This is a genomic window from Rhizobium sp. BT-226, assembly GCF_025847085.2.
In the GTDB taxonomy this organism is placed as follows: Bacteria; Pseudomonadota; Alphaproteobacteria; order Rhizobiales; family Rhizobiaceae; genus Rhizobium; species Rhizobium sophorae.
Genome location: NZ_JAOYTI010000004.1, coordinates 269,716 through 290,288, shown reverse-complemented (window position 1 = coordinate 290,288; position 20,573 = coordinate 269,716). Strand labels below are relative to the sequence as shown.

Annotated in this window: 25 protein-coding genes; 16 read left to right on the top strand and 9 right to left on the bottom strand. The window is 61.7% G+C overall.

Features of this window, described 5'->3' with window-relative positions:
* Positions 1-132 precede the first annotated feature (132 nt).
* The 4 genes from ccmB to OIU37_RS25880 are packed head-to-tail and all read left to right on the top strand — an operon-like array spanning position 133 to position 2,389.
* A complete protein-coding gene (ccmB, locus tag OIU37_RS25895; protein WP_163876132.1) occupies positions 133-792 on the top strand; it encodes a heme exporter protein CcmB in 660 nt (219 codons plus the stop codon).
* Between the two features lie 48 nt (positions 793-840).
* Complete coding sequence (locus tag OIU37_RS25890) at positions 841-1,602, top strand: heme ABC transporter permease (protein WP_264259021.1); 762 nt, start codon at positions 841-843, stop codon at positions 1,600-1,602.
* Positions 1,603-1,604: 2 nt separating this feature from the next.
* Positions 1,605-1,784, top strand: a complete 180-nt coding sequence (gene ccmD / locus OIU37_RS25885; RefSeq protein WP_168312941.1) for a heme exporter protein CcmD — start codon at positions 1,605-1,607, stop codon at positions 1,782-1,784.
* Positions 1,781-2,389 (top strand): DsbE family thiol:disulfide interchange protein, encoded by a 609-nt coding sequence (locus OIU37_RS25880; RefSeq protein ID WP_264259020.1) that lies wholly within the window; start codon positions 1,781-1,783, stop codon positions 2,387-2,389. The genes ccmD and OIU37_RS25880 overlap by 4 nt, the downstream gene beginning before the upstream one ends.
* A 152-nt stretch (positions 2,390-2,541) precedes the next feature.
* Here OIU37_RS25880 and OIU37_RS25875 read toward each other — a convergent pair whose 3' ends face one another.
* The 6 genes from OIU37_RS25875 to OIU37_RS25850 all read right to left on the bottom strand — a co-directional run bounded on the left by OIU37_RS25875 (position 2,542) and on the right by OIU37_RS25850 (position 7,978).
* A complete protein-coding gene (locus OIU37_RS25875) occupies positions 2,542-3,129 on the bottom strand; it encodes a DUF2585 domain-containing protein (RefSeq protein WP_168312943.1) in 588 nt (195 codons plus the stop codon).
* Entirely contained in the window at positions 3,126-3,770 is a 645-nt protein-coding gene (locus OIU37_RS25870) for a septation protein A (protein WP_003543660.1), read from the bottom strand. The genes OIU37_RS25875 and OIU37_RS25870 overlap by 4 nt, the downstream gene beginning before the upstream one ends.
* Positions 3,771-3,846: 76 nt before the next feature.
* Positions 3,847-5,442: a signal recognition particle-docking protein FtsY gene (gene ftsY, locus OIU37_RS25865; protein WP_264259018.1), complete on the bottom strand. Its 1,596-nt coding sequence runs from the start codon at positions 5,440-5,442 to the stop codon at positions 3,847-3,849.
* A 16-nt stretch (positions 5,443-5,458) separates the two neighbouring features.
* Positions 5,459-6,733: a tRNA (N(6)-L-threonylcarbamoyladenosine(37)-C(2))-methylthiotransferase MtaB gene (gene mtaB, locus OIU37_RS25860; RefSeq protein ID WP_264259017.1), complete on the bottom strand. Its 1,275-nt coding sequence runs from the start codon at positions 6,731-6,733 to the stop codon at positions 5,459-5,461.
* Complete coding sequence (dapF, locus tag OIU37_RS25855; RefSeq protein WP_264259016.1) at positions 6,730-7,635, bottom strand: diaminopimelate epimerase; 906 nt, start codon at positions 7,633-7,635, stop codon at positions 6,730-6,732. The genes mtaB and dapF overlap by 4 nt, the downstream gene beginning before the upstream one ends.
* A 118-nt stretch (positions 7,636-7,753) precedes the next feature.
* Positions 7,754-7,978 carry a hypothetical protein gene (locus OIU37_RS25850; protein ID WP_264259015.1) on the bottom strand — a complete coding sequence of 75 codons (225 nt, stop codon included), beginning with the start codon at positions 7,976-7,978 and terminating at the stop codon, positions 7,754-7,756.
* A gap of 492 nt (positions 7,979-8,470) precedes the next feature.
* Between OIU37_RS25850 and ffh the strand changes: the two genes are divergently transcribed.
* The 10 genes from ffh to leuC all read left to right on the top strand — a co-directional run bounded on the left by ffh (position 8,471) and on the right by leuC (position 16,543).
* Entirely contained in the window at positions 8,471-10,072 is a 1,602-nt protein-coding gene (gene ffh, locus OIU37_RS25845; protein WP_264259014.1) for a signal recognition particle protein, read from the top strand.
* Positions 10,073-10,088: 16 nt separating this feature from the next.
* Entirely contained in the window at positions 10,089-10,409 is a 321-nt protein-coding gene (locus OIU37_RS25840; protein WP_037101839.1) for a chorismate mutase, read from the top strand.
* A gap of 48 nt (positions 10,410-10,457) precedes the next feature.
* Positions 10,458-10,829 (top strand): 30S ribosomal protein S16, encoded by a 372-nt coding sequence (gene rpsP / locus OIU37_RS25835; RefSeq protein ID WP_003543667.1) that lies wholly within the window; start codon positions 10,458-10,460, stop codon positions 10,827-10,829.
* A 113-nt stretch (positions 10,830-10,942) separates the two neighbouring features.
* Positions 10,943-11,512, top strand: coding sequence for a ribosome maturation factor RimM (gene rimM / locus OIU37_RS25830; RefSeq protein ID WP_264259010.1), 570 nt, complete (start codon positions 10,943-10,945; stop codon positions 11,510-11,512).
* Complete coding sequence (gene trmD / locus OIU37_RS25825) at positions 11,512-12,243, top strand: tRNA (guanosine(37)-N1)-methyltransferase TrmD (RefSeq protein ID WP_264259009.1); 732 nt, start codon at positions 11,512-11,514, stop codon at positions 12,241-12,243. The genes rimM and trmD overlap by 1 nt, the downstream gene beginning before the upstream one ends.
* A gap of 287 nt (positions 12,244-12,530) precedes the next feature.
* Positions 12,531-13,085, top strand: a complete 555-nt coding sequence (gene rplS / locus OIU37_RS25820) for a 50S ribosomal protein L19 (protein WP_003582945.1) — start codon at positions 12,531-12,533, stop codon at positions 13,083-13,085.
* 145 nt (positions 13,086-13,230) lie between these two features.
* Positions 13,231-14,028: a basic amino acid ABC transporter substrate-binding protein gene (locus OIU37_RS25815; RefSeq protein WP_264259008.1), complete on the top strand. Its 798-nt coding sequence runs from the start codon at positions 13,231-13,233 to the stop codon at positions 14,026-14,028.
* Positions 14,029-14,044: 16 nt separating this feature from the next.
* Positions 14,045-14,857, top strand: a complete 813-nt coding sequence (locus OIU37_RS25810) for an amino acid ABC transporter permease (RefSeq protein ID WP_264259007.1) — start codon at positions 14,045-14,047, stop codon at positions 14,855-14,857.
* A 39-nt stretch (positions 14,858-14,896) separates the two neighbouring features.
* A complete protein-coding gene (locus OIU37_RS25805; protein WP_003567430.1) occupies positions 14,897-15,058 on the top strand; it encodes a hypothetical protein in 162 nt (53 codons plus the stop codon).
* A gap of 75 nt (positions 15,059-15,133) precedes the next feature.
* Positions 15,134-16,543: a 3-isopropylmalate dehydratase large subunit gene (gene leuC, locus OIU37_RS25800; RefSeq protein ID WP_020052055.1), complete on the top strand. Its 1,410-nt coding sequence runs from the start codon at positions 15,134-15,136 to the stop codon at positions 16,541-16,543.
* Between the two features lie 157 nt (positions 16,544-16,700).
* Here the strand turns inward: leuC and OIU37_RS25795 are convergent, their stop codons facing one another.
* Entirely contained in the window at positions 16,701-17,531 is an 831-nt protein-coding gene (locus OIU37_RS25795) for an aldo/keto reductase (RefSeq protein ID WP_264259006.1), read from the bottom strand.
* A 128-nt stretch (positions 17,532-17,659) separates the two neighbouring features.
* On the bottom strand, positions 17,660-18,181 hold the full coding sequence (locus tag OIU37_RS25790; protein WP_171604537.1) for a L,D-transpeptidase: 522 nt from the start codon (positions 18,179-18,181) through the stop codon (positions 17,660-17,662).
* 167 nt (positions 18,182-18,348) lie between these two features.
* Between OIU37_RS25790 and OIU37_RS25785 the strand changes: the two genes are divergently transcribed.
* Both OIU37_RS25785 and OIU37_RS25780 read left to right on the top strand, forming a co-directional pair.
* Positions 18,349-19,032: a response regulator transcription factor gene (locus tag OIU37_RS25785; protein ID WP_027666953.1), complete on the top strand. Its 684-nt coding sequence runs from the start codon at positions 18,349-18,351 to the stop codon at positions 19,030-19,032.
* A 138-nt stretch (positions 19,033-19,170) separates the two neighbouring features.
* A complete protein-coding gene (locus tag OIU37_RS25780) occupies positions 19,171-19,626 on the top strand; it encodes a cyclic nucleotide-binding domain-containing protein (RefSeq protein WP_264259005.1) in 456 nt (151 codons plus the stop codon).
* A gap of 48 nt (positions 19,627-19,674) precedes the next feature.
* Here the strand turns inward: OIU37_RS25780 and OIU37_RS25775 are convergent, their stop codons facing one another.
* Positions 19,675-20,478, bottom strand: coding sequence for an exodeoxyribonuclease III (locus OIU37_RS25775; protein WP_026230959.1), 804 nt, complete (start codon positions 20,476-20,478; stop codon positions 19,675-19,677).
* Between the last annotated feature and the right edge of the window lie 95 nt (positions 20,479-20,573).

The window sequence follows — 20,573 nt, the reverse complement described above, 5'->3', positions numbered from 1 at the left end:
AAGCCAGTGCATCTTGCCGATCTCCCCCCTCGTGGGGGTCCGAAGGACGGGTCGAGACCTGTGGCTCGACCCCGGGCCCGGCAGGGCAGAGGGGGGTGCCCCGGCCACCACACCGGAAGAGAGCCGCCGCGCATGACCGCCCTCTTCTTCCGCGACCTGAAACTCTCGATTCGCGCCGGCGGCGGTGCGCTGATCGGCGTGCTGTTCTTCCTGACCATCGTCGCCGTCATTCCCTTCGGCGTCGGTCCCGATCTCAAGTTGCTGTCGCGCATCGGCCCCGCCATTGTCTGGATCGGCGCCCTGCTCGCCGCCCTTCTCGGCCTCGACCGCCTGTTCCAGGCCGAACGCGATGACGGATCGCTCGACTTGATGCTAATACAGGAAACGCCGCTCGTCCTCACCGTGCTGGTCAAATGCTTCGCCCATTGGACGGCCACCAGCCTGCCGCTGGTCATCGCCTCGCCGCTGCTCGGCCTCTTCATGAACATGGACGAGACGGCGATTGCTGCCACCATGCTGACGCTGCTCGTCGGCTCGCCCGCCATCACCTTCATCGGCGCCGTCGGTGCTGCCGTTGCCGTGGCGCTGCCCCGTGGCGGCCTGCTGGTCTCGATCCTCGTGCTGCCGCTGACCATTCCGGTGCTGATCTTCGGCGTCAGCGCCACCTATGCCGCAGTCGAGGATCCCGCCCCGTTCCTGCCGCCCTTCCTGATCCTCATTGCGCTGACACTCTTCTTCGCGGTCATCGGCCCGGCTGCCGCCGCCCTGGCGCTGCGAAACACAGCGGATTGATGGGGCGTTCGATTGCGGGAAAAGCCGGATCAAGGTAAGGAAGCGGACATGAGCGAAACGAGCCTTGCCATCAGCAAATTCAGTGATCTCGCCAACCCGACGCGGTTTCTGGCGCTGGCGGCGCGCGCCATTCCCTGGCTGGCCGGCATCACCATCCTCTGTTTCGCGGTCGGCCTCTATCTGAGCTTCGCCACCGAAGGCGATTACCAGCAGGGCGAGACCGTGCGCATCATGTATGTGCATGTGCCCTCGGCCTGGCTTTCGATGATGTGCTATACGATCATGAGCGTTTCGGCGATCGGCACGCTGGTCTGGCGCCATCCCCTGGCCGATGTCTCCGCCAAGGCCGCAGCCCCGCTCGGCGCCGCCTTCACCCTGCTGGCGCTCGTCACCGGTTCGCTCTGGGGCAAGCCGATGTGGGGCACCTGGTGGGTCTGGGATGCGCGGCTGACCTCCGTCTTTATTCTCTTCCTGATGTATCTCGGGCTGATTGCGCTCAGCCGCGCCATCGACGATCCGTCGAAGGCCGCGCGCGTCAGCGCCGTGCTCATTCTCGTCGGCTTCGTCAACATCCCGATCATCAAATTCTCGGTCGAGTGGTGGAACACGCTGCATCAATCCGCAAGCGTGCTGCGTCTCGACGGCCCGGCGATTGATCCGGAATTCCTGCGGCCGCTCTTCGTCATGGCGATCGCCTTCACCTTGCTCTTCTTCACGCTGCACATCATGGCGATGAGGAACGAGATCTGGCGCCGCCGCATTGCCGCCCAGCGCCGCCTTGCCGCCCGCATGGCGAGCCGGGAGGATTAGTCGTGACTCATGCCTTCTACGTCTACGCTTCCTATGGCTTTGCCGCCCTGGTGACGGTCGCCGTCACCGCTTGGACTTGGATCGACGGCCGCGCCCGCCGCAGGGAGCTTGCAGCCCTTGAGGCTGCCGGCATCCGCCGCCGTTCGGCGCGCCCCAAGGATAGTGTGGGGGATGGCGAATGAACGACACGCCGGAAAACACCGCAGCCAAGCCGCGCGGACTGAGCCGTTACGCATTGGCGCTGTTGCCGCTCGTCGTCTTCGGCGGCATTGCGGCCACGGCGGCAAAGATGCTCTACGACCAGGACTTCCACGGCAAGAACATCGCCGAAATTCCCTCCGCCCTGATCGGCACCAAGGCGCCGGCGCTCAACCTGCCGCCGCTCGACGGCGCCAACCTTCCGGCGCTGACCGACGCGGCAATCAAGGGCAAGCTGACCCTCGTCAACGTCTTCGCCTCATGGTGCCTCCCCTGCCGGGACGAACATCCGCTATTGAAGGAACTGGCAAAAGACGGACGCCTGAACGTCGTCGCCATCAATTACAAGGACCAGAGCGACAACGCCCTGCGTTTCCTCGGCGAGCTCGGCAACCCCTTTCAGGCGATCGGCATCGATCCGAACGGCAAGGCAGCGATAGACTGGGGTGTCTACGGCATTCCGGAAAGCTATCTGGTCGGGCCTGACGGTACGATCCTCTACAAGCGCGTCGGACCCTTCGACGATATCAGCCTGAAGGAAGGGCTTTTTCCTGCGATGGAAAAGGCGCTCGGGAAGCCGGCTTCGTAACGATTGCTCGAAGACCTCCCCAACCCTCCCCACAAGGGGGAGAGGCTTAACGCGGCTCTTCCTATCAAACGTCTAGTGTGCAGTTGGCCTGGTTTGCGAGGCGGTGCCACCAGTTAGTCCCTCCCCTTTGTGGGAAGGGGTTGGGAGGGGTCTTAACCCCCACCCTGCCAGACCTTGATCGCCTCCACCGGCCAGATCAGCATCACAACATTGAGCGTCAGGTTGTCGCGGATTATGTAGCCGGTGAAAATCTCGAAAAAGATGGCGATCGCAACCGTGAGCGCCACCGGTGCGCGCCGCGCGAAGAAGAAGCCGACGCACATGAAGACGGTGTCCATCGCCGAATTCAGGATGCTGTCGCCGTAATAATCGAGCGCGATCGTCGCCGTGCGGTAGCGGTCGATGATGAGAGGGGAGTTTTCGAGCAGCTCCCAGCCGGATTCGATTACCAGCGCCAGCAGCAGCCTTGCCGCCAACGGCTTGCCGCGCAGGATGAGATGCGCGAGGCCGTAAAACAGAAAGCCGTGGATGATGTGCGACGGCGTGTACCAATCCGACAGATGCTGCGAATTGCCGCTGGTATTGACCCCGCCCTCCCACAGCTTGACATAACCGCAGGCGCAGATCGGCACGCGGCCCATCATAAATTCGGCAGCGATCTGAATGACCAGGACCACAAGGCAGGCGACAAACCAGAAGTTCTGGTGTCTTACGCGGGATTCTACGTCGACAGCGCTCACTTCTCGCCTTCCGTTTCCAGGTTGACGCTATGTTTCAGCACCAGCGGCATCTGCGCCAGCGTGAAGATGATGGTGATCGGCATCGTGCCCCAGACCTTGAAGGCGACCCAGGTACCGTCGGAAAAATTGCGCCAGACGACTTCGTTCAGCACCGCAAGGAAGAGAAAGAAGATGCCCCAGCGGATGGTGAGCTTGCGCCAGCCCTCGGCATCGAGCTGGAAGGCGGCGTTGAAGACATAGCCGAGCAGCGACTTGCCGAAGGCCAGCCCGCCGAGCAGCGCCACGCCGAAGAGCGCGTTGACGATGGTCGGCTTCATCTTGATGAAGGTCTCGTTCTGCAGCCAGATCGACAGCGAGCCGAAGATGACGACGACAATGCCGGATACAAAAGGCATGATCGGCAGATGGCCGAGCACGATCTTCGAAACGATCAGCGAGATGATCGTCGCCGCCATGAAGAGGCCGGTCGCAACGAACAGCGGTCCGCCCAATTCGGAAAGAGCGGGAAAGGTCTCCACCAGCCACTGGCCGCGCAAATTGGCGAAGAAAAAGATCATCAGCGGCCCGAGTTCCAGCGCCAGTTTCAGCAGCGGATGATGCCGGTCGGCAGCAGACGGGGTGATATCGCTTTCGGTGCTCATGCGTTCTTCAAACCTGTTTTCCTGGAAACCTGTTTCCGGCCGTGCCTTGCAGGCTTTCGGCGGCATATCTGTGGCATCATTGCCCAAGTCCGGCAATGGCATGGGCAAAATCCTCGGCCTCGAACGGCTCCAGATCCTCGACGCCCTCCCCGACGCCGATGAAATAGACCGGCAGCTTGTGCTTGGCGGAGATGGCAACGAGAATGCCGCCACGCGCCGTGCCGTCGAGCTTGGTCATGATCAACCCGTTGACACCGGCGACGTTGCGGAAGATCTCGACCTGGCTGAGCGCGTTCTGCCCGGTCGTGGCATCGAGCGTCTGCAGTACGGTATGCGGGGCATCGGGATCGAGTTTGCCGAGCACGCGCACGATCTTCTCGAGCTCGGCCATCAGCTCTGCCTTGTTCTGCAGGCGGCCGGCCGTATCAACGATCAGCACGTCGCACTTTTTCGCCTTTGCCTGTTCGAAGGCATCATAGGCAAGACCGGCGGCATCGGCGCCAAGCTTGGTGCCGATGAATTCGGAATTGGTCCGGTCGGCCCAGATCTTCAACTGCTCGATCGCCGCCGCACGGAAAGTATCGCCGGCAGCCAGCATCACCTTCAGCCCGGCGCCGGAAAGCTTCGCCGCAAGCTTGCCGATCGTCGTCGTCTTGCCCGTGCCGTTGACGCCGACGACGAGGATGACATGCGGCTTATGCGAAAGGTCGAGCTGCAACGGTTTGGCGACCGGCTTCAGCACCTTTGCGATTTCCGACGCCATGATGCGGCTGACATCCTCGCCGGTGACATCCTTGCCATAGCGTTCGGAAGCGAGCGTATCAGTGACGCGCATGGCAGTCTCGACGCCGAGATCGGCCTGGATAAGCAGATCCTCAAGATCCTGCAGCGTCTCGTCATCGAGCTTGCGCTTGGTGAAAAGCGCGGTGATCTGGCTGGTCAGCTGCGAGGAGGTGCGCGCAAGGCCGTTGCGCAGGCGCTGGAACCAGCTGAGCCTCGGTTGCGGGGCAATCGGCTCCGGCTCGACGACCTTCGGGCCTGTTGCGAAGCCTTTGGGGAGGATGGGAGAGCCGGTCTCCGGTTCTGCCGGGGGGCTACCCCCCTCTGCCCTGCCGGGCATCTCCCCCACAAGTGGGGAGATTGGCTGGAAGGGCGAATCCAGCCCTGCATCATCCTCAGCCGGAATCTCTTCCGGCTCAGTCGGAATCTCTTCCGGAAGCTTTTCGACGATCTCTTCGAGGTCAGCCGGCTGTTCTAGCGCTCCGGTCTCCACAGGATCTCCCGCCTCGTGGGGAAGATGTCCCAGAGGGACAGAAGCGGGTATTTCCGCGACGGTTTCGGCGACCGCCTGGATTTCAGTCTCCGCCTCCGCTGCTGCCTCGGCTTCCAGCAATGAAAGCGGTACGACACCCATATCGCTGAGTTGGTCCGCAGCTGGCAGGATTGAGGGTTCGACATCATCATCTGCAAACGGTGCTTCGACCCCGGCCTCGCCGATATCGGCAGCCGGTCCGCCGGCCGTGTCCATTTCTTCCGGAAGAACAGGATCATCCGCGATTGGCAGATCTTCGTCGCGCGAACGCGGCTGCAGCTCCCTTTCCACGGCCGCAGGCACAGGTTCTTCAGCCGGCTTGCCGAAGGTGAAGACCTTTTTGATGAAACTGAGCGCCATGGGGATTCCGTGAAAGTCAGGCCGCGGCTGCGGCCGTCAATTGCATGTCGAGATGCTTGCCATTGTGGCCGGTGATCGTGACCGGCACAAGTTCGCCGGGACGAAGGCCGGGGGCCGCGACCAGCGTGAAGTTCTCCGTATGCGCCAGGCCGTTGTTTTCAACAAGCAGCCATTGCCGGGTTCCGATCATCTGATCGAGATGGGATCGATACAGCCTATGTCCAGCGGCGCGCAGCCTTGCGGCGCGATCCTTGACCAGCGACCGGTCGAGCTGCGGCATGCGGGCGGCCGGCGTGCCGGGACGCGGACTGTAGGGGAAGACATGCAGATGGGCGATGCCAGCCTCTTGCGCCAGCCGCACGGCATTCTCGAACATCTCTTCGGTTTCTGTGGGAAAGCCGGCAATCATATCGGCGCCGAAGCTCATCTCGGGGCAGAGGCGACGCGCATCCTCGATGAAACGCAGCGCATCGGCGCGTAAATGCCGGCGCTTCATGCGCTTCAGGATCATGTCGTCGCCATGTTGCAGCGACAGATGCAGATGCGGCATGAAACGTGGCTCGTCGGCGATGAGATCCATCAGGTGGGCATCGGCCTCGATGCTGTCGATCGAGGAAAGCCTGAGGCGGCGGATATCGGGGATCTGTTTCAGCAGCGTCTTCGCCAAAAACCCGAGCGTCGGTGTGCCCGGCAGATCGCTGCCATAGCTGGTGGCATCGACGCCGGTCAGCACGATCTCGCGATAACCGCCGTCAACGAGATTGCGGGCCTGGTCGACGACGGCTCCCATCGGTACGGAGCGGGAATTGCCGCGGCCATAGGGAATGATGCAGAAGGTGCAGCGATGATCGCAGCCGTTCTGTACCTGGATGAAGGCGCGCACATGGCCGTCGATATGCCTGACCATCTGCGGCGCCGTCGCCTTGACGCTCATAATGTCGTTGACCCGGAGCTTCTCTTCGGCCGAAACGCCGAAATCCGGCAGGCTACGATAGGAGGCGCTGGTCAGCTTCTCCTCGTTGCCGAGCACGGCATCGACCTCCTCCATTTCGGCAAAGGTCTGTTTTTCCGTCTGCGCAGCGCAGCCGGTGACAATGATGCGGGCATGCGGATTGTCGCGCCGCGCCCGGCGGATCGCCTGGCGGGCCTGGCGCACGGCCTCGCCGGTCACCGCACAGGTGTTGACCAGGATGGCATTGTTGAGCCCGGCCTTTTCAGCCTGCGCCTTCATCACTTCGGATTCATATGTGTTGAGGCGGCAGCCGAAGGTAATGACCTCGACGCCGCTCACTGCGCCTCCGCCTCTCGGGTACCATCGCGCGACCAGAGACCGGTCGAAGGATCGACCCTGCCGGACCATTCCCATTCGGCCGGACCGGTCATGATGACATGATCGTCGCGCTCGCGCCATTCGATGGAAAGCATGGCCGGCGGCTTGGCGCTTGCCACATTGATCGTCACCTTGCGGCCGGTGCGGCCGGTGCGCGCAGCACTGACGGCAGCAGAACAGGCAGCCGAGCCGCAGGCTAGCGTCAGTCCCGCGCCGCGCTCCCAGGTACGCGTCGTCACCGATGTCGGCGACGTCACTTGTGCCAGCGTGATATTGGCGCGCTCGGGAAACATCGGATGGTTTTCGAGCAACGGTCCGAAGCGGGCGAGATCATAGGACATCACGTCCCTGTCCACCCAGAAGATCGCATGCGGATTGCCCATCGACATTGCCGAAGGCGAATGCAGCACCGGCTTGTCAATCGGGCCGATCTGCAACTCGATGCGGCTGGTGTCGTGGAATTCTTCCGCCAACGGGATCCTGTCCCAATCGAACACCGGCCGGCCCATATCGACCGAAATCGTCCCGTCCTCGTGCTCGACGGCGTTGAGGATGCCGGCGACCGTCTGGAAGGTAAAGACCTTCCTGCCGGTCTCGGCTGCCAGCGCCTGCACGACGCAACGTGTGCCGTTGCCGCAGGCCTGCGCCTTCGAGCCATCGGAATTCAGGATGTCGATGAAGGCATCGGTGCCTTCGGCCTTCGGATCATGGATCGCCATGATCTGATCGAACTCAGTCTGCGGATCGGCATTGAGCGCGACCGCCGCCGCCGGCGTCACCTTGTCCGGCCGGCCGCGCATATCGACGACCAGGATCTTGTTGCCAAGCCCGTTCATCCTCGCGAATTCGACCGTTGCGCTCATAGGTATCATTCCGTCTGTCTTTCCGGTGTATATGGCGGAAATGCGAAGGAATTACCAGTGGGTGAGTGCCGGGCAGGCGTTACGGCCCGCTGACCCCTGCAAGGCAGCAGTTCGGCTTTTACCGCTGTGAACCGTCAGGATCGAAGGACGCAGCATGGGCTTCGACAATAGCTGCGGTGATGACCTTTCTCAGCTCGTAGACCAGCGAGCGAGACCGTTTGCGATCCAGATCCTGTGCCGCCTTTGCAAGATTCAAGCCCTCATTCAGAACAATATGATGGGCCCGCGCCAGCGCCCAGCTCTCAATATCAGCATTTAGCATTCGATATCTCCGCCGATTCATTCGGCATCAAGGATATTCACGAATCATTTTACAGGACGCACTTAAGTAGAAAGTAGAATCATAAGCAGAATAATTTGCAACTGGCGTTGACAGCGAATTCAGCCGCCCGAGTGGGAATATTTATCGGCAAAACCTGAAACACTGGCGGATTGCGCAAGCCAATACATCGCTTTGTTTAAGTATGTACTTTCGCTGCAACCACTGGATGAGACGCTAGCGCCCTCTCGTCACACAGCTTTTGAGAAGTCGGGCATGCGGTCATTTGTCCGCATTGCCTTGACTTTCGCGCGGCTTTCCTGTTTATCACGCCCAATCCGCGACGAGCCACACGACTCCGAGCCGCCGACCGGGACCTGAGATCCCGGAGGTCAACACCCGACAGCGCGATGCGCCCTCGGGTGCCTTTTGGCTTTGCGTCTTGTTTTCGTCAAGGAAAAGCACGACGTTTCCGGGCATATCCCAACCCGCCCGAAACGTATCAAGGAAGAGCCGATGTTTGAAAACCTCCAGGACCGTCTTGGATCCATTCTGAATGGACTGACAGGCCGTGGCGCGCTTTCGGAAGCCGATGTTTCCGCAGCGCTGCGCGAGGTTCGCCGCGCTTTGCTGGAGGCCGACGTCGCGCTCGACGTCGTGCGTTCCTTCACCGACCGCGTGCGGGAAAAGGCCGTCGGCGCCGAGATCCTGAAGTCGATCAAGCCCGGCCAGATGGTCGTCAAGATCGTGCATGACGAACTGATCGAGATGCTGGGCGGCGAAGGCGTCGGCATCGACCTGCATGCGGCCGCCCCCGTCGTCGTCATGATGGTCGGCCTGCAGGGCTCCGGCAAGACGACGACATCGGCCAAGATTGCCCATCGCCTGTCGACGCGCGAGAAGAAGAAGGTGCTGATGGCATCGCTCGACACGCGCCGTCCGGCAGCCCAGGAGCAGCTTCGCCAGCTCGGCGCGCAGGCCAATATCGACACGCTGCCGATCATATCGGGCCAGTCGCCGACGGATATCGCCGCCCGCGCCGTGCAGGCGGCCAAGCTTGGCGGCCATGACGTCGTCATCCTCGATACCGCCGGCCGCACGCATATCGACGAGCCCTTGATGGTCGAGATGGCCGACATCAAGAAGCGGTCGAACCCGCATGAAATCCTGCTGGTCGCCGATAGCCTCACCGGCCAGGACGCCGTCAACCTCGCCCGCAGTTTCGACGAACGCGTCGGCATCACCGGTCTGGTGCTGACCCGCATGGATGGCGATGGCCGCGGTGGTGCCGCCCTTTCGATGCGCGCCGTCACCGGCAAGCCGATCAAGCTGATCGGCGTTGGCGAGAAGATGAGCGAGCTGGAAGAATTCCATCCTCGCCGCATCGCCGACCGCATCCTCGGCATGGGCGACATCATCTCGCTCGTCGAGCGCGCGGCTGAGAACATCGACGCCGAGAAGGCGGCGGCCATGGCCGCCAAGATGGCCAAGGGCAAGTTCGATCTCGATGACCTGGCCGACCAGCTGCGCCAGATGCAGAAGATGGGCGGCATGGGCGGCATCATGGGCATGATGCCCGGCATGGCCGGCATGAAGGACAAGATGGCCGCAGCCGGCCTCGACGACAAGCTTTTCGGCCGCCAGATCGCCATCATCCAGTCGATGACCAGGGCCGAGCGCGCCAATCCCGACCTGCTCAAGCATTCGCGCAAGAAGCGCATCGCCGCCGGCTCCGGCACCGATGCCGCCGCCATCAACAAGCTTCTGAAGATGCATCGGCAGATGGCCGACATGATGAAGATGATGGGCGGCAAGGGCAAAGGCGGCATGATGAAGCAGATGATGGGCGGCCTTGCCGGCAAGATGGGGCTGGGGGGCCTCGGCGGCATGGGCGGCATGGGCGGCATGGGCGGCATGCCCGATCTCTCGAATATCGACCCGAAGCAGCTCGAAGCGCTGCAGAAGCAGGCGGAAGCCGCGGGTCTCGGAAAACCGGGTGGGGGTATGCCCGGTCTAGGCGGAGGCTTGCCGGGCGGATTGCCCGGTCTTGGCGGCGCAAAGCTGCCGGGCCTTGGTGGTGGTTTCCCGGGCCTGCCCGGATTGCCCAAGAAGAAGTGAAAGGATCGCCCGCCCCATGATTGATCCAGACGTCAAAGCCCAGCTTTCGAGCTACCGCCAGTCGATCGACAATATCGACGCGGCGCTCGTCCACATTCTGGCTGAACGCTTCCGCTGCACCAAAGAGGTCGGCGTGCTGAAGGCCAAGTACAAGTTGCCGCCGGCCGATCCGGCGCGCGAGGAATACCAGATCGCCCGTCTTCGTCAGCTTGCCGAAGATGCGCATCTGGACCCGGATTTCGCCGAGAAGTTCCTGAACTTCGTCATCAAGGAAGTCATCCGGCATCATGAGCAGATCGCTGCGGATCACGCTGAACAAAGCGCTGCAGCCCGATAACCGTACCGCTTAACGAAGCGGTCAAGAAAAGCCCAAGGAGTAAACAACATGGCACTGAAAATTCGTCTCGCCCGCGGTGGTTCCAAGAAGCGCCCGTACTACCACGTCGTTCTCGCCGATGCGCGCAGCCCGCGTGACGGCCGCTTCCTCGAAAACCTCGGTTCCTGGAATCCGATGCTTGCCAAGGACGATGAGAAGCGCGTTCAGCTGAACGCCGAGCGCATCAAGCACTGGATCGAACACGGCGCCCAGCCGACCGACCGCGTTCTGCGCTTCCTCGATGAGGCCGGCGTTGCCAAGCGCGAAGTCAAGAACAACCCGGTCAAGGCAAAGCCTGGCAAGCGCGCCCAGGAACGCGCCGCCGAAAAGGCTCAGAAGGTTGCCGACGCCGCCGCTGCTGCTGCCGACGCCGCGGAATAATCGCGACTTTCCCTTCGAGCGGGCGGCATGGCGACATGCCGCCCGTTTTCGTTTCCAATCGCCCACACTTCGTTTATGAGAAACCTGTCTTTCGGCTTCACATGAAGGAACCCATGACCAAGCTTGAAAACCCCGTTCTGATGGCGACGATCGGTGGCGCGCAAGGCCTCCGGGGCGAGGTGCGCGCCAAGGCCTATACGGCCGATCCGAGCGCGCTTGGCGACTACGGCCATCTGCACAGCATGGACGGCCGCAGCTTCGAAGTCCTCGAAATCCGCGAGATGAAGAATGTCGTCGTCGTCCGTTTCCGCGGCGTCAACGACCGCAATGCCGCCGAGGCCCTGAACGGACTTGAACTCTATATCGAGCGGGACAACCTGCCGGACGAGGAGCTGGAGGACGACGAGTTCTACTATGCTGATCTCGAAGGGCTCGAGGCGCGCGACGACAAGGGTGTCAGCTATGGCACGGTCACCGGCGTCTTCGATTTCGGCGCCGGCGACCTGCTGGAACTCAAGGGTCCGGGCAAACGCCCGGTGCTGATCCCCTTCTCCGAAGCCTCGGTGCTGGAGATCGACCTCGAGGCCGGCACGCTGCTGATCGATCCGCTGGCGGCGGGTCTGGCCGACGAGCCGGAAGAACTTTCGAAATTCACTCCCGACAAGCCGAAAAAGAAGAAGTGATGGCTTTCCGGGCGAGCGTGCTGACACTTTATCCGGAAATGTTTCCGGGGCATCTGGGCTTCTCGCTCGCCGGCAAGGCGCTGGAGCGGGGGCAGTGGTCGCTGGACACGGTACAGATCCGCGACTTCGCCACCGACAGACATCGCACCGTCGACGACACCCCGGCCGGCGGCGGCGCCGGGATGGTGCTGAAACCAGACATTCTCGCCCGCGCAATCGACAGCGCTTCAGAAAACGATACCCGCCCGCGGCTGCTGATGAGCCCGCGCGGCCGGCCGCTGACGCAGCAGCGTGTGCGCGAGCTCGCGGCCGGCAACGGCGTCATCATCGTCTGCGGCCGCTTCGAGGGTGTCGACCAGCGGGTGATCGAGGCGCGCGAACTGGAAGAGGTCTCGATCGGCGACTACGTCCTATCCGGCGGCGAGCCGGCGGCGCTGATCGTGCTCGATGCGATTATCCGCATCCTGCCTGGCGTCATGGGCAACGACCTTTCCGGCCTGCACGAAAGCTTCGAAGGCGGACTGCTGGAACATCCGCATTATACCCGGCCCCAGGAATGGGAAGGCCGGGAAATCCCCGCGATCCTCACCTCGGGCAACCACGGCGCCATCGAAAAATGGCGGCATCAGGAAGCGGTGCGGCTGACGCGGGAGCGGCGGCCGGATCTGCTGGAAAAGGCTGGCGCATCGCCCGGAAAATCGGGATCGAATTTCGGAAAGCACGATGCGTAGATTCAAAACGTTACAGCGTCCTTTCCGCGTCAGAAAAAGACGCGCGGCGCTGTAAAGTGAGAAAAACGGCTGATTTCGCAGCCCTTTTCACAAAAATGCCGTCCAAGGGATGACAAGCCCTGGCCTTTCGTGTATTGGCGCACGCGGAAATGGGGTTTATCCCCGTCTGCCAGCAAACAAAGAATGGCGAATCCGCTCCCGCCCTTGACGGGCAAAGTCCTGAGGCCAGTTCCGAAGGATCAGTGTTGAGCGCTCTGGCTGTTTCAGAAGAACCAAAGGTTAAGACGATGAACATCATTCAGCAGCTTGAGGCCGAACAGGCCGCCAAGATCGAAGCCAAGCGCACGCTTCCCGAATTTTCCCCGGGCGACACCGTCCGCGTCAACGTGAAGGTCACGGAAGGCACCCGTACCCGCGTTCAGGCCTATGAAGGCGTCTGCATCGCCCGCTCCGGCGGCGGCCTGCAGGAAAACTTCACGGTCCGCAAGATCTCCTACGGCGAAGGCGTCGAGCGCGTATTCCCGGTCTACTCGCCGATGATTGAAAGCGTCGACGTCGTTCGTCGCGGTAAGGTCCGCCGCGCCAAGCTCTATTACCTGCGCGACCGTCGCGGCAAGTCTGCCCGTATCGTTGAAGACACCGGCGTCCGCGCCCGCAAGCTTAACGACGCCGAGCGCGCCGCTATTGCCGAGGAAAAGGCACGCATCGAAGCTGAAAAGGTTGCAGCAGCTCAGGCGCTCGCCGCCGAGAAGGCAGCAGCAGAAGCTGCGGAAGCCAAGGCCGCTGCTGAAAAGGCCGCCGCAGAAGCAGCCGCCGCTGCAGCGGAACCGGCAGCAGAATAAGATCTGCGCTACGCGAAATTCTTTGCTTGGAAAGGCGGCCTTCGGGTCGCCTTTTCTATTTTTTGCTTCGGTGCGCAGCCGGCGGCCTTGCCTCAGACCTATCTTCCGTGACAGTTTTTGCCGTTCAATTTTGGGGAACCGTTCAATGTTGTTTCGCCGTACCGTTCTTGCGAGCTTCGCCGCCCTTGCTCTTCTACCCCTCGCCGCATCGGCCGCCGAGCTGCCTGATCTCGGCGGCAAGAGCGTCGTCGTCGTCACCGAGAATGCCTATCCGCCGCTGCAATTCGTCGATCCGAAATCCGGCAAGGCGATCGGCTGGGAATATGATGCGATGAACGAGATCGCCAAGCGGCTGAATTTCAAGGTCGAATACCAGAACACCAGCTGGGACGCGATGATCCAGGCGGTTTCCGACGGCCAGTACAACATCGGCATGACCGGCATCACCATCAAGGAAGACCGCAAGCAGAAGGTGGATTTCTCCGATCCCTATATGCGCTCGCAGCAGTTCATGCTGGTGCGCGGCGACGAGAAGCGCTTCACGGATGCCAAGTCCTTCGGCGAATTCAAAGATGGCCTGGTCGGCGCACAGCCCGGCACCACGCCTTTCTACACCGCCGTCTATGAAGTGCTTGATGGCAACGAGCAGAACCCGCGCATCAAGCTCTTCGAAACCTTCGGCGCCACCGTCCAGGCATTGAAGGCCGGCGACGTCGACGTCGTGCTGACCGACGGCACCGCCGGCAAGGGTTATGTCGATGCCTCGAACGGCGCCCTGAAGCTGATCGGCGAACCGCTCGGCACCGAGGATTTCGGCTTCATCTTCCCGAAAGGGTCCGACCTTGTCGCCCCGGTCAATGCCGCGATCGCCGCACTCAAGGCCGACGGCACGCTCGATACGCTGAACAAGAAGTGGTTCCTCGACTACAAGATGGGCGAATGACGCCGAGCAGCTATTGATGGCAGTGCGACCATCTCCCGACAGACACGTCAAGGACGACTATCCCTGGTGGCTGGTCGCGCTTGTCGCGATCGGCATCGTCCTTGCCGCCGTCATCGTCGCCAACGATATCTACGCCCAGGTCTTCCGCACCGTCGTCAACGGTGTCGGCATCACCGTCTTCGTCACGCTGGTCGCCTTCGTGCTCGCCACCGTGCTCGGCCTCGGCATCTGCCTGCTTGGCATGGCCGACAGCCAGGTGTTGCGTCAGATTGCGCGATTCTACATCGAGATCATCCGCGGCATCCCGATCCTCGTGATGCTGTTCTACGTCGCCTTCGTCGGCGCGCCAGCTCTGGTTGCAGGCTATAATTTCCTGATTTCACCGCTGGTGACATCAGGCGTGGCCGAGCCCATCCTGGTGCGCGATCTCTCGCTGATGTGGCGAGCGATCATCGCGCTGACGGTCGGCTATTCCTCCTTCATCGCCGAAATCTTCCGGGCCGGTTTCCAGTCGGTCGATCCCGGCCAGATCGAGGCGGCCAAGGCGCTTGGCCTGTCGCGCTACCGACGCTTCCGCTCCGTCGTCTTCCCGCAGGCAATCCGGGTGATCTTCCCGCCGCTCTCCAACGATTTCGTCTCGATGGTGAAGGACAGTTCGCTCGTCTCCGTGCTCGGCGTCGCCGACATCACCCAGATGGGCAAGGTCTATGCTGCCGGCTCCTTCCGCTTCTTCGAGACCTATTCGATCGTCACCTATATCTATCTGATCCTGACGATCGGCCTGTCGCTGGCGCTGCGGCGGACGGAGAAATGGATGAAGTCGCGGTAAGCGCCGCCGCACCGCTGAGAGGCCGCAGAGCGTCTGCTGATGATTCAAATTGAAGCCGCCGCGAAAAATCGCTATATGCAGGCCATGGAATCCAAGTTCAGATGCATTGGCGCGCATATTTTCGTGCTGCAGGACCATTATCGCCTGCCGGCGCGGTTTTTTGCGTGCGTGTCCGGTGCGCTCAACAGCCGACTTCGTTGATCGAATGACGGCCGGCGGAGCTTGATCTGCCATTTCTCGATTTTCCAAAAGCTTCAGAAAAACGGACTTAACGCCATGAGCGCACCGCGTACCCTCTACGACAAGATCTGGGACGATCATCTCGTCGACGAACAGGCAGACGGAACCTGTCTTCTCTACATCGACCGCCACCTGGTCCACGAAGTCACTTCGCCGCAGGCGTTCGAAGGCCTGCGCATGACCGGCCGCAAGGTTCGCGCGCCGGAAAAGACGCTCGCCGTCGTCGACCATAACGTTCCGACCTCGCCCGACCGCCATCTCGGCATCAAGAACGAGGAAAGCCGCATCCAGGTGGAAGCGCTGGCGACCAATGCCGCCGAATTCGGCGTCGAATATTATTCGGCAAGCGACAAGCGCCAGGGCATCGTCCACATCGTCGGTCCGGAACAGGGCTTCACCCTGCCCGGCATGACCATCGTCTGCGGCGACAGCCACACCTCGACGCATGGCGCCTTCGGCGCGCTGGCACACGGCATCGGCACCTCCGAGGTCGAGCATGTGCTGGCGACCCAGACGCTGATCCAGAAGAAGGCGAAGAACATGCTGGTGCGGGTCGACGGCGTGCTTCCGCCGCACGTCACCGCCAAGGACATCATCCTTGCCATCATCGGCGAGATCGGCACGGCCGGCGGCACCGGCCACGTCATCGAATTTGCCGGCGAAGCGATCCGCGCGCTGTCGATGGAAGGCCGCATGACCATCTGCAACATGACGATCGAAGGCGGCGCCCGCGCCGGCCTGATCGCCCCGGACGAAAAGACCTTCGAATATATCAAGGGCAAGCCGCGCGCGCCGAAGGGCGAGGCGCTGGAACAGGCGATCGCCTATTGGAAGACCCTGCAGACCGACGAAGGCGCTCATTACGACCGCGTCGTCGTGCTCGACGCCGCCAGCCTGCCGCCGATCGTTTCCTGGGGCTCCTCGCCCGAGGATGTCATCTCCGTCCAGGGCATCGTTCCGAACCCGGACGACATTCCGGACGAAACCAAGCGCACCTCCAAGTGGCGCGCGCTCGACTATATGGGTCTGAAGCCGGGCACGAAGATGACCGACATCACGCTCGACCGCGTCTTCATCGGCTCCTGCACCAACGGCCGCATCGAGGATCTGCGCGAAGTCGCCAAGGTCGTCGAAGGCAAGACGGTTGCCCCAACCGTCGACGCGATGATCGTGCCGGGCTCCGGCCTCGTCAAGGAACAGGCGGAAGCCGAAGGCCTCGACAAGATCTTCAAGGCCGCCGGTTTCGACTGGCGCGAGCCGGGCTGCTCCATGTGCCTGGCCATGAACGACGACCGCTTGAAGCCGGGCGAACGCTGCGCTTCGACCTCGAACCGCAACTTCGAAGGCCGTCAGGGCTTCAAGGGCCGCACGCACCTCGTCTCGCCGGCAATGGCAGCCGCAGCCGCGATCGCCGGGCACTTCGTCGATATCCGCGAGTGGAACTGATCCGTCAAAACGGATGATAATCCAAAGCCCACCGATGCCCCTGCGCATCGGTGGGCTTTCACATTTTATGCCGCCCCGCCTCAGTCGCTTTTGCGACGGCCACCAGATGCGGTCTTTTGCGGGACGACCATTGACTTGCCGATAATCGAGACGACGATCAGAAGGTCGCCGTGTGCGGATCCGGCCCCATGCGGGCACCGGCGCTGTCGAGTTTAGCGATCGCGGCCATATCGTCGGCATCAAGCTTGAAGTCGAACACCTGGAAATTCTGCTCGATACGCGACGGCGTTACCGATTTCGGGATGACGACGAGGCCGGTGTCGATGTGCCAGCGAATGATGACCTGGGCCGGCGTCTTCTGATGCTTCTTGGCGATCTCGCCGATCACCGCGTTCGAGATGAACTTGCCCTGGCCGAGCGGGCTCCAGGATTCGGTGGCGATATTCAGCTTCTGATGAGCCTCCTGCGCCGCTTTCTGCTGGAAATCGGGATGCAGCTCGATCTGGTTGATGACGGGAACAACGCCGGTTTCACCGATGATACGCTCGAGATGTTCAGGGTAGAAATTCGACACGCCGATCGAGCGGGCGCGGCCCTCTTCGCGGATGCGCACGAAAGCCTTCCAGGTCTCGGTATAAAGGCCGCGATGCGGCGATGGCCAGTGAATGAGATAGAGGTCGACATATTCGGAACCGAGCTTCTTCAGGCTGCCGTCGAAGGCGCGCAGCGTATTGTCATAGCCCTGATCGGTATTCCTGAGCTTGGTGGTGACGAAGATATCCTTGCGGTCGAGGCCGGAAGAGCGGATGCCTTCACCGACGCCCTCTTCGTTGTCGTAACCGGAAGCGGTATCGATGTGACGATAGCCGGCGGCGATCGCCGTGCGCACGGTGGGAGCGGCAATATCTTGCGGCGTCTGCCAGACGCCAAGGCCGACTTGTGGAATGGAATGTCCGTCATGGAAAGTGATGAAGGGTTGAGCGGTCACAATATATCTCCGGGAGTTTGAAGAATTGGACGAGGCATGAGTTGCGCCCCTATGGGGCGTCCCTGAACGCATTTCAGCCCGAGCGTTCGGTCACCGAAAACATATAGGCGGCCGCATCCGGAAGACAATCAGACGACGCGGACAATCGTTCCCTTTCGAAGGTGGGGCAGCAGGCGGCGCATGTCGCGCAGGCTTACCGCCACGCAACCCGCCGTCGGCTCGTAGCCTGGCCGGATGAGATGAAAGAAGATCGCCGAGCCGCGATTGCGCGCACGCGAGGAAATGTTCCAGTCCATCACCAGGCAGATATCGTAGAGCCCGTCGCTGCGCCACATCTCCTCGTGACTTGCGCTGAACGGCGCGCGCACGAGGCGGTTGTAGCTGGCATTGCCAGACTGATCGCACCAGAGCATGTCGGGGCGGATGCGGCGGATGGAAAGGGAAGTGACGAGCCGGCCGTTCCGCTCGCCGCGCCGGAAGCCGGATATCAACCTCATCGAGGCGATCGGCGTGGCGCCGTCGCCCTCGCGTTTCATCACGGTGCGGCCGGAGCGGCCGATCGCAGCAGGCACGGTGATGGCGCCAAGCTGGACGATCGCCCGGCTCTTGCGCCCCGGCGCAGGACGCACCATGATCGTCGACGGCGTCATACCTCGCCTCTGCCTTGCTTTTTCCATTTTTCTCGCATGTCGTGCCTTGTCTGGGGCTTCGATTGAAATCATATCGAAACCGACCCGGCAACAGCCCGCTGCCCGATCCTTGCCAAACCAGGAATTTGGCGTAGGACTAGGGGACTTAACATGAGGACGCAAACGGCATGACCGCACGCACCATTCTTCTGGTGGATGACGACGATGACCTTCGACAGACGCTGACGGAGCAATTGTCGCTGTATGAGGAATTCACGGTTCTGCAGGAAGCCAACGCCGGCAAAGGTGTCGCGACCGCCCGCTCGATGCCGATCGACCTGCTGATCATGGATGTCGGCCTGCCCGATATGGACGGCCGCGAGGCAGTGAAGCTGCTGCGCAAGGGCGGTTTCAAGGCGCCGATCATCATGCTGACCGGCCACGATACCGATTCGGACACGATCCTCGGTCTCGAAGCCGGCGCCAACGATTATGTCACCAAGCCTTTCCGGTTCGCCGTGCTGCTCGCGCGCATCCGCGTGCAACTGCGCCAGCATGAGCAGAGCGAGGACGCGACCTTCACCGTCGGCCCCTACCTCTTCAAGCCGAGCCAGAAGCTCCTGACCACCGATAACGGCCAGAAGATCCGGCTGACGGAAAAGGAAGCGGCGATCATCCGCTATCTCTACCGCGCCGAACAAAAGGTCGTCACCCGCGACATACTGCTCGAAGAGGTCTGGGGCTATAATTCCGGCGTGACGACGCATACGCTGGAAACCCACGTCTACCGCCTGCGCCAGAAGATCGAGCGCGACCCCTCCAACGCCGAAATCCTCGTCACGGAAAACGGCGGCTACAAGATCATACCCTAGAGCATTTCCGTTTTTCCCTGAATAACGGAAGTGCTCTATCTCTTTGTTTTCACGCAATTCCCGGCAAAAGCGTTTCACGCTTTGCCTGGCAAAACCGCCAGGCACTTTGCTGGAATTGCTCTAAGGCGAAAAGCCCGCATGGCGCTGACCGACGACATTCACATGCTCGCGCAGCTTCCTCTGTTCAAGGACATGAACGAGGATCAGCTGCGGTTGATCGCCTTCGGCGCCGACCGGCGCATGATTGCCGCCGGCCAGATGCTGTTTCGCCAGGGCTCGCCCGCCGAGAGCGCCTATGTCATCCTCAGCGGCAGCCTGGAGCTGAGCGCGACGAGCAGCGACGGCATGCAGAGGACAGGGGGGATCGCCGGTCCGGGAGCCCTGGTTTCCGAGCTGGCGCTGGTGACGTTGGTGGAGCGCAAGTTCACCGCGGTAGCACGCGAGGATACCAGCATCATCCGCATCACCCGCGCCCTCTTCCACCGGCTGATCGAGGAATATCCGGACGCAGCCCGGCTGATCGAGAACCGGATCCGCGACAATCTTGCCGAACTCGCGGCAAAGGCCGCAAGCCAGTTCTACCGCTTCAACTGATCCCGGTTAGAGCAGTTCTGCGCTTTAGGAAAGCTGAACCGCATCGTTTTAGAAATCAAAATGCGCCGTGACCGGTACGTGGTCGGAGGGCCGGTCCCAGCCGCGCGCCTCCTTCAGGATTTCTATCCGCTTGAGATGCGGCCCGAGATCTGACGACGACCAGATATGGTCGAGACGGCGGCCGCGGTCGGCGGCCTCCCAGTCCTTGGCGCGGTAGCTCCACCAGGTATAGAGTTTCTCGTTTTCAGGCACATGCTGGCGCATCAGATCGAGCCAGGCGCCGCGCTTCATCACCTCGAGCAGCCCCTCGGTTTCGACAGGCGTATGGCTGACGATCTTCAGAAGCTGCTTGTGCGACCAGACGTCATGCTCCAGCGGCGCGATGTTGAGGTCGCCGACGAGGATGGCCGAGGTGTTGGCCTCGCCATTGGCTTTCAGCAGCTTCATCTCCTCGATGAAATCGAGCTTGTGGCCGAATTTCGGGTTGATCGTGCGATCCGGCTCGTCACCGCCGGCTGGGACGTAGAAATTATGCAGCCGAACGCGGCGATTGCCGTGCTCGAAGATCGCCGAGATATGGCGCGCATCGCCGACGCCGCAATAATCCTGCCGGTGATCCTCGGTCAACGGAATGCGCGAGGCGATCGCCACGCCGTGATAGCCCTTCTGGCCATGGATGATGATGTGATTGTAGCCCATCGCCCTGAGTGGTGCCGCCGGAAACAGCTCGTTCGTCACCTTGGTTTCCTGCAGGCAGAGGATATCGGGCCTGTGCTTGAGAACGAGTTGCTCGACGATGGGCATGCGCAGCCGCACCGAATTGATATTCCAGGTGGTGATCGAAAAACCCATGCCCAAACCTTTCACGCTTTCATGAAAGGGCTTTAAAACAAAGGCAGACGCGAGGGAACCGGCCATGAGCATGATGCCGAAAAGTGTGAGCGCTT

What these genes read in the sequence shown, in the direction of transcription:
- ccmB (WP_163876132.1), top strand. Translation starts at nt 133, where the DNA reads ATGACCGCCCTCTTCTTCCGCGACCTGAAACTCTCGATTCGCGCCGGC.
- OIU37_RS25890 (WP_264259021.1), top strand. Translation starts at nt 841, where the DNA reads ATGAGCGAAACGAGCCTTGCCATCAGCAAATTCAGTGATCTCGCCAAC.
- OIU37_RS25880 (WP_264259020.1), top strand. Translation starts at nt 1,781, where the DNA reads ATGAACGACACGCCGGAAAACACCGCAGCCAAGCCGCGCGGACTGAGC.
- OIU37_RS25870 (WP_003543660.1), bottom strand. Translation starts at nt 3,770, where the DNA reads ATGAGCACCGAAAGCGATATCACCCCGTCTGCTGCCGACCGGCATCAT.
- ftsY (WP_264259018.1), bottom strand. Translation starts at nt 5,442, where the DNA reads ATGGCGCTCAGTTTCATCAAAAAGGTCTTCACCTTCGGCAAGCCGGCT.
- dapF (WP_264259016.1), bottom strand. Translation starts at nt 7,635, where the DNA reads ATGAGCGCAACGGTCGAATTCGCGAGGATGAACGGGCTTGGCAACAAG.
- OIU37_RS25850 (WP_264259015.1), bottom strand. Translation starts at nt 7,978, where the DNA reads ATGAATCGGCGGAGATATCGAATGCTAAATGCTGATATTGAGAGCTGG.
- ffh (WP_264259014.1), top strand. Translation starts at nt 8,471, where the DNA reads ATGTTTGAAAACCTCCAGGACCGTCTTGGATCCATTCTGAATGGACTG.
- OIU37_RS25840 (WP_037101839.1), top strand. Translation starts at nt 10,089, where the DNA reads ATGATTGATCCAGACGTCAAAGCCCAGCTTTCGAGCTACCGCCAGTCG.
- rpsP (WP_003543667.1), top strand. Translation starts at nt 10,458, where the DNA reads ATGGCACTGAAAATTCGTCTCGCCCGCGGTGGTTCCAAGAAGCGCCCG.
- rimM (WP_264259010.1), top strand. Translation starts at nt 10,943, where the DNA reads ATGACCAAGCTTGAAAACCCCGTTCTGATGGCGACGATCGGTGGCGCG.
- trmD (WP_264259009.1), top strand. Translation starts at nt 11,512, where the DNA reads ATGGCTTTCCGGGCGAGCGTGCTGACACTTTATCCGGAAATGTTTCCG.
- rplS (WP_003582945.1), top strand. Translation starts at nt 12,531, where the DNA reads ATGAACATCATTCAGCAGCTTGAGGCCGAACAGGCCGCCAAGATCGAA.
- OIU37_RS25815 (WP_264259008.1), top strand. Translation starts at nt 13,231, where the DNA reads ATGTTGTTTCGCCGTACCGTTCTTGCGAGCTTCGCCGCCCTTGCTCTT.
- OIU37_RS25810 (WP_264259007.1), top strand. Translation starts at nt 14,045, where the DNA reads ATGGCAGTGCGACCATCTCCCGACAGACACGTCAAGGACGACTATCCC.
- OIU37_RS25805 (WP_003567430.1), top strand. Translation starts at nt 14,897, where the DNA reads ATGATTCAAATTGAAGCCGCCGCGAAAAATCGCTATATGCAGGCCATG.
- leuC (WP_020052055.1), top strand. Translation starts at nt 15,134, where the DNA reads ATGAGCGCACCGCGTACCCTCTACGACAAGATCTGGGACGATCATCTC.
- OIU37_RS25790 (WP_171604537.1), bottom strand. Translation starts at nt 18,181, where the DNA reads ATGACGCCGTCGACGATCATGGTGCGTCCTGCGCCGGGGCGCAAGAGC.
- OIU37_RS25785 (WP_027666953.1), top strand. Translation starts at nt 18,349, where the DNA reads ATGACCGCACGCACCATTCTTCTGGTGGATGACGACGATGACCTTCGA.
- OIU37_RS25780 (WP_264259005.1), top strand. Translation starts at nt 19,171, where the DNA reads ATGGCGCTGACCGACGACATTCACATGCTCGCGCAGCTTCCTCTGTTC.
- OIU37_RS25775 (WP_026230959.1), bottom strand. Translation starts at nt 20,478, where the DNA reads ATGGGTTTTTCGATCACCACCTGGAATATCAATTCGGTGCGGCTGCGC.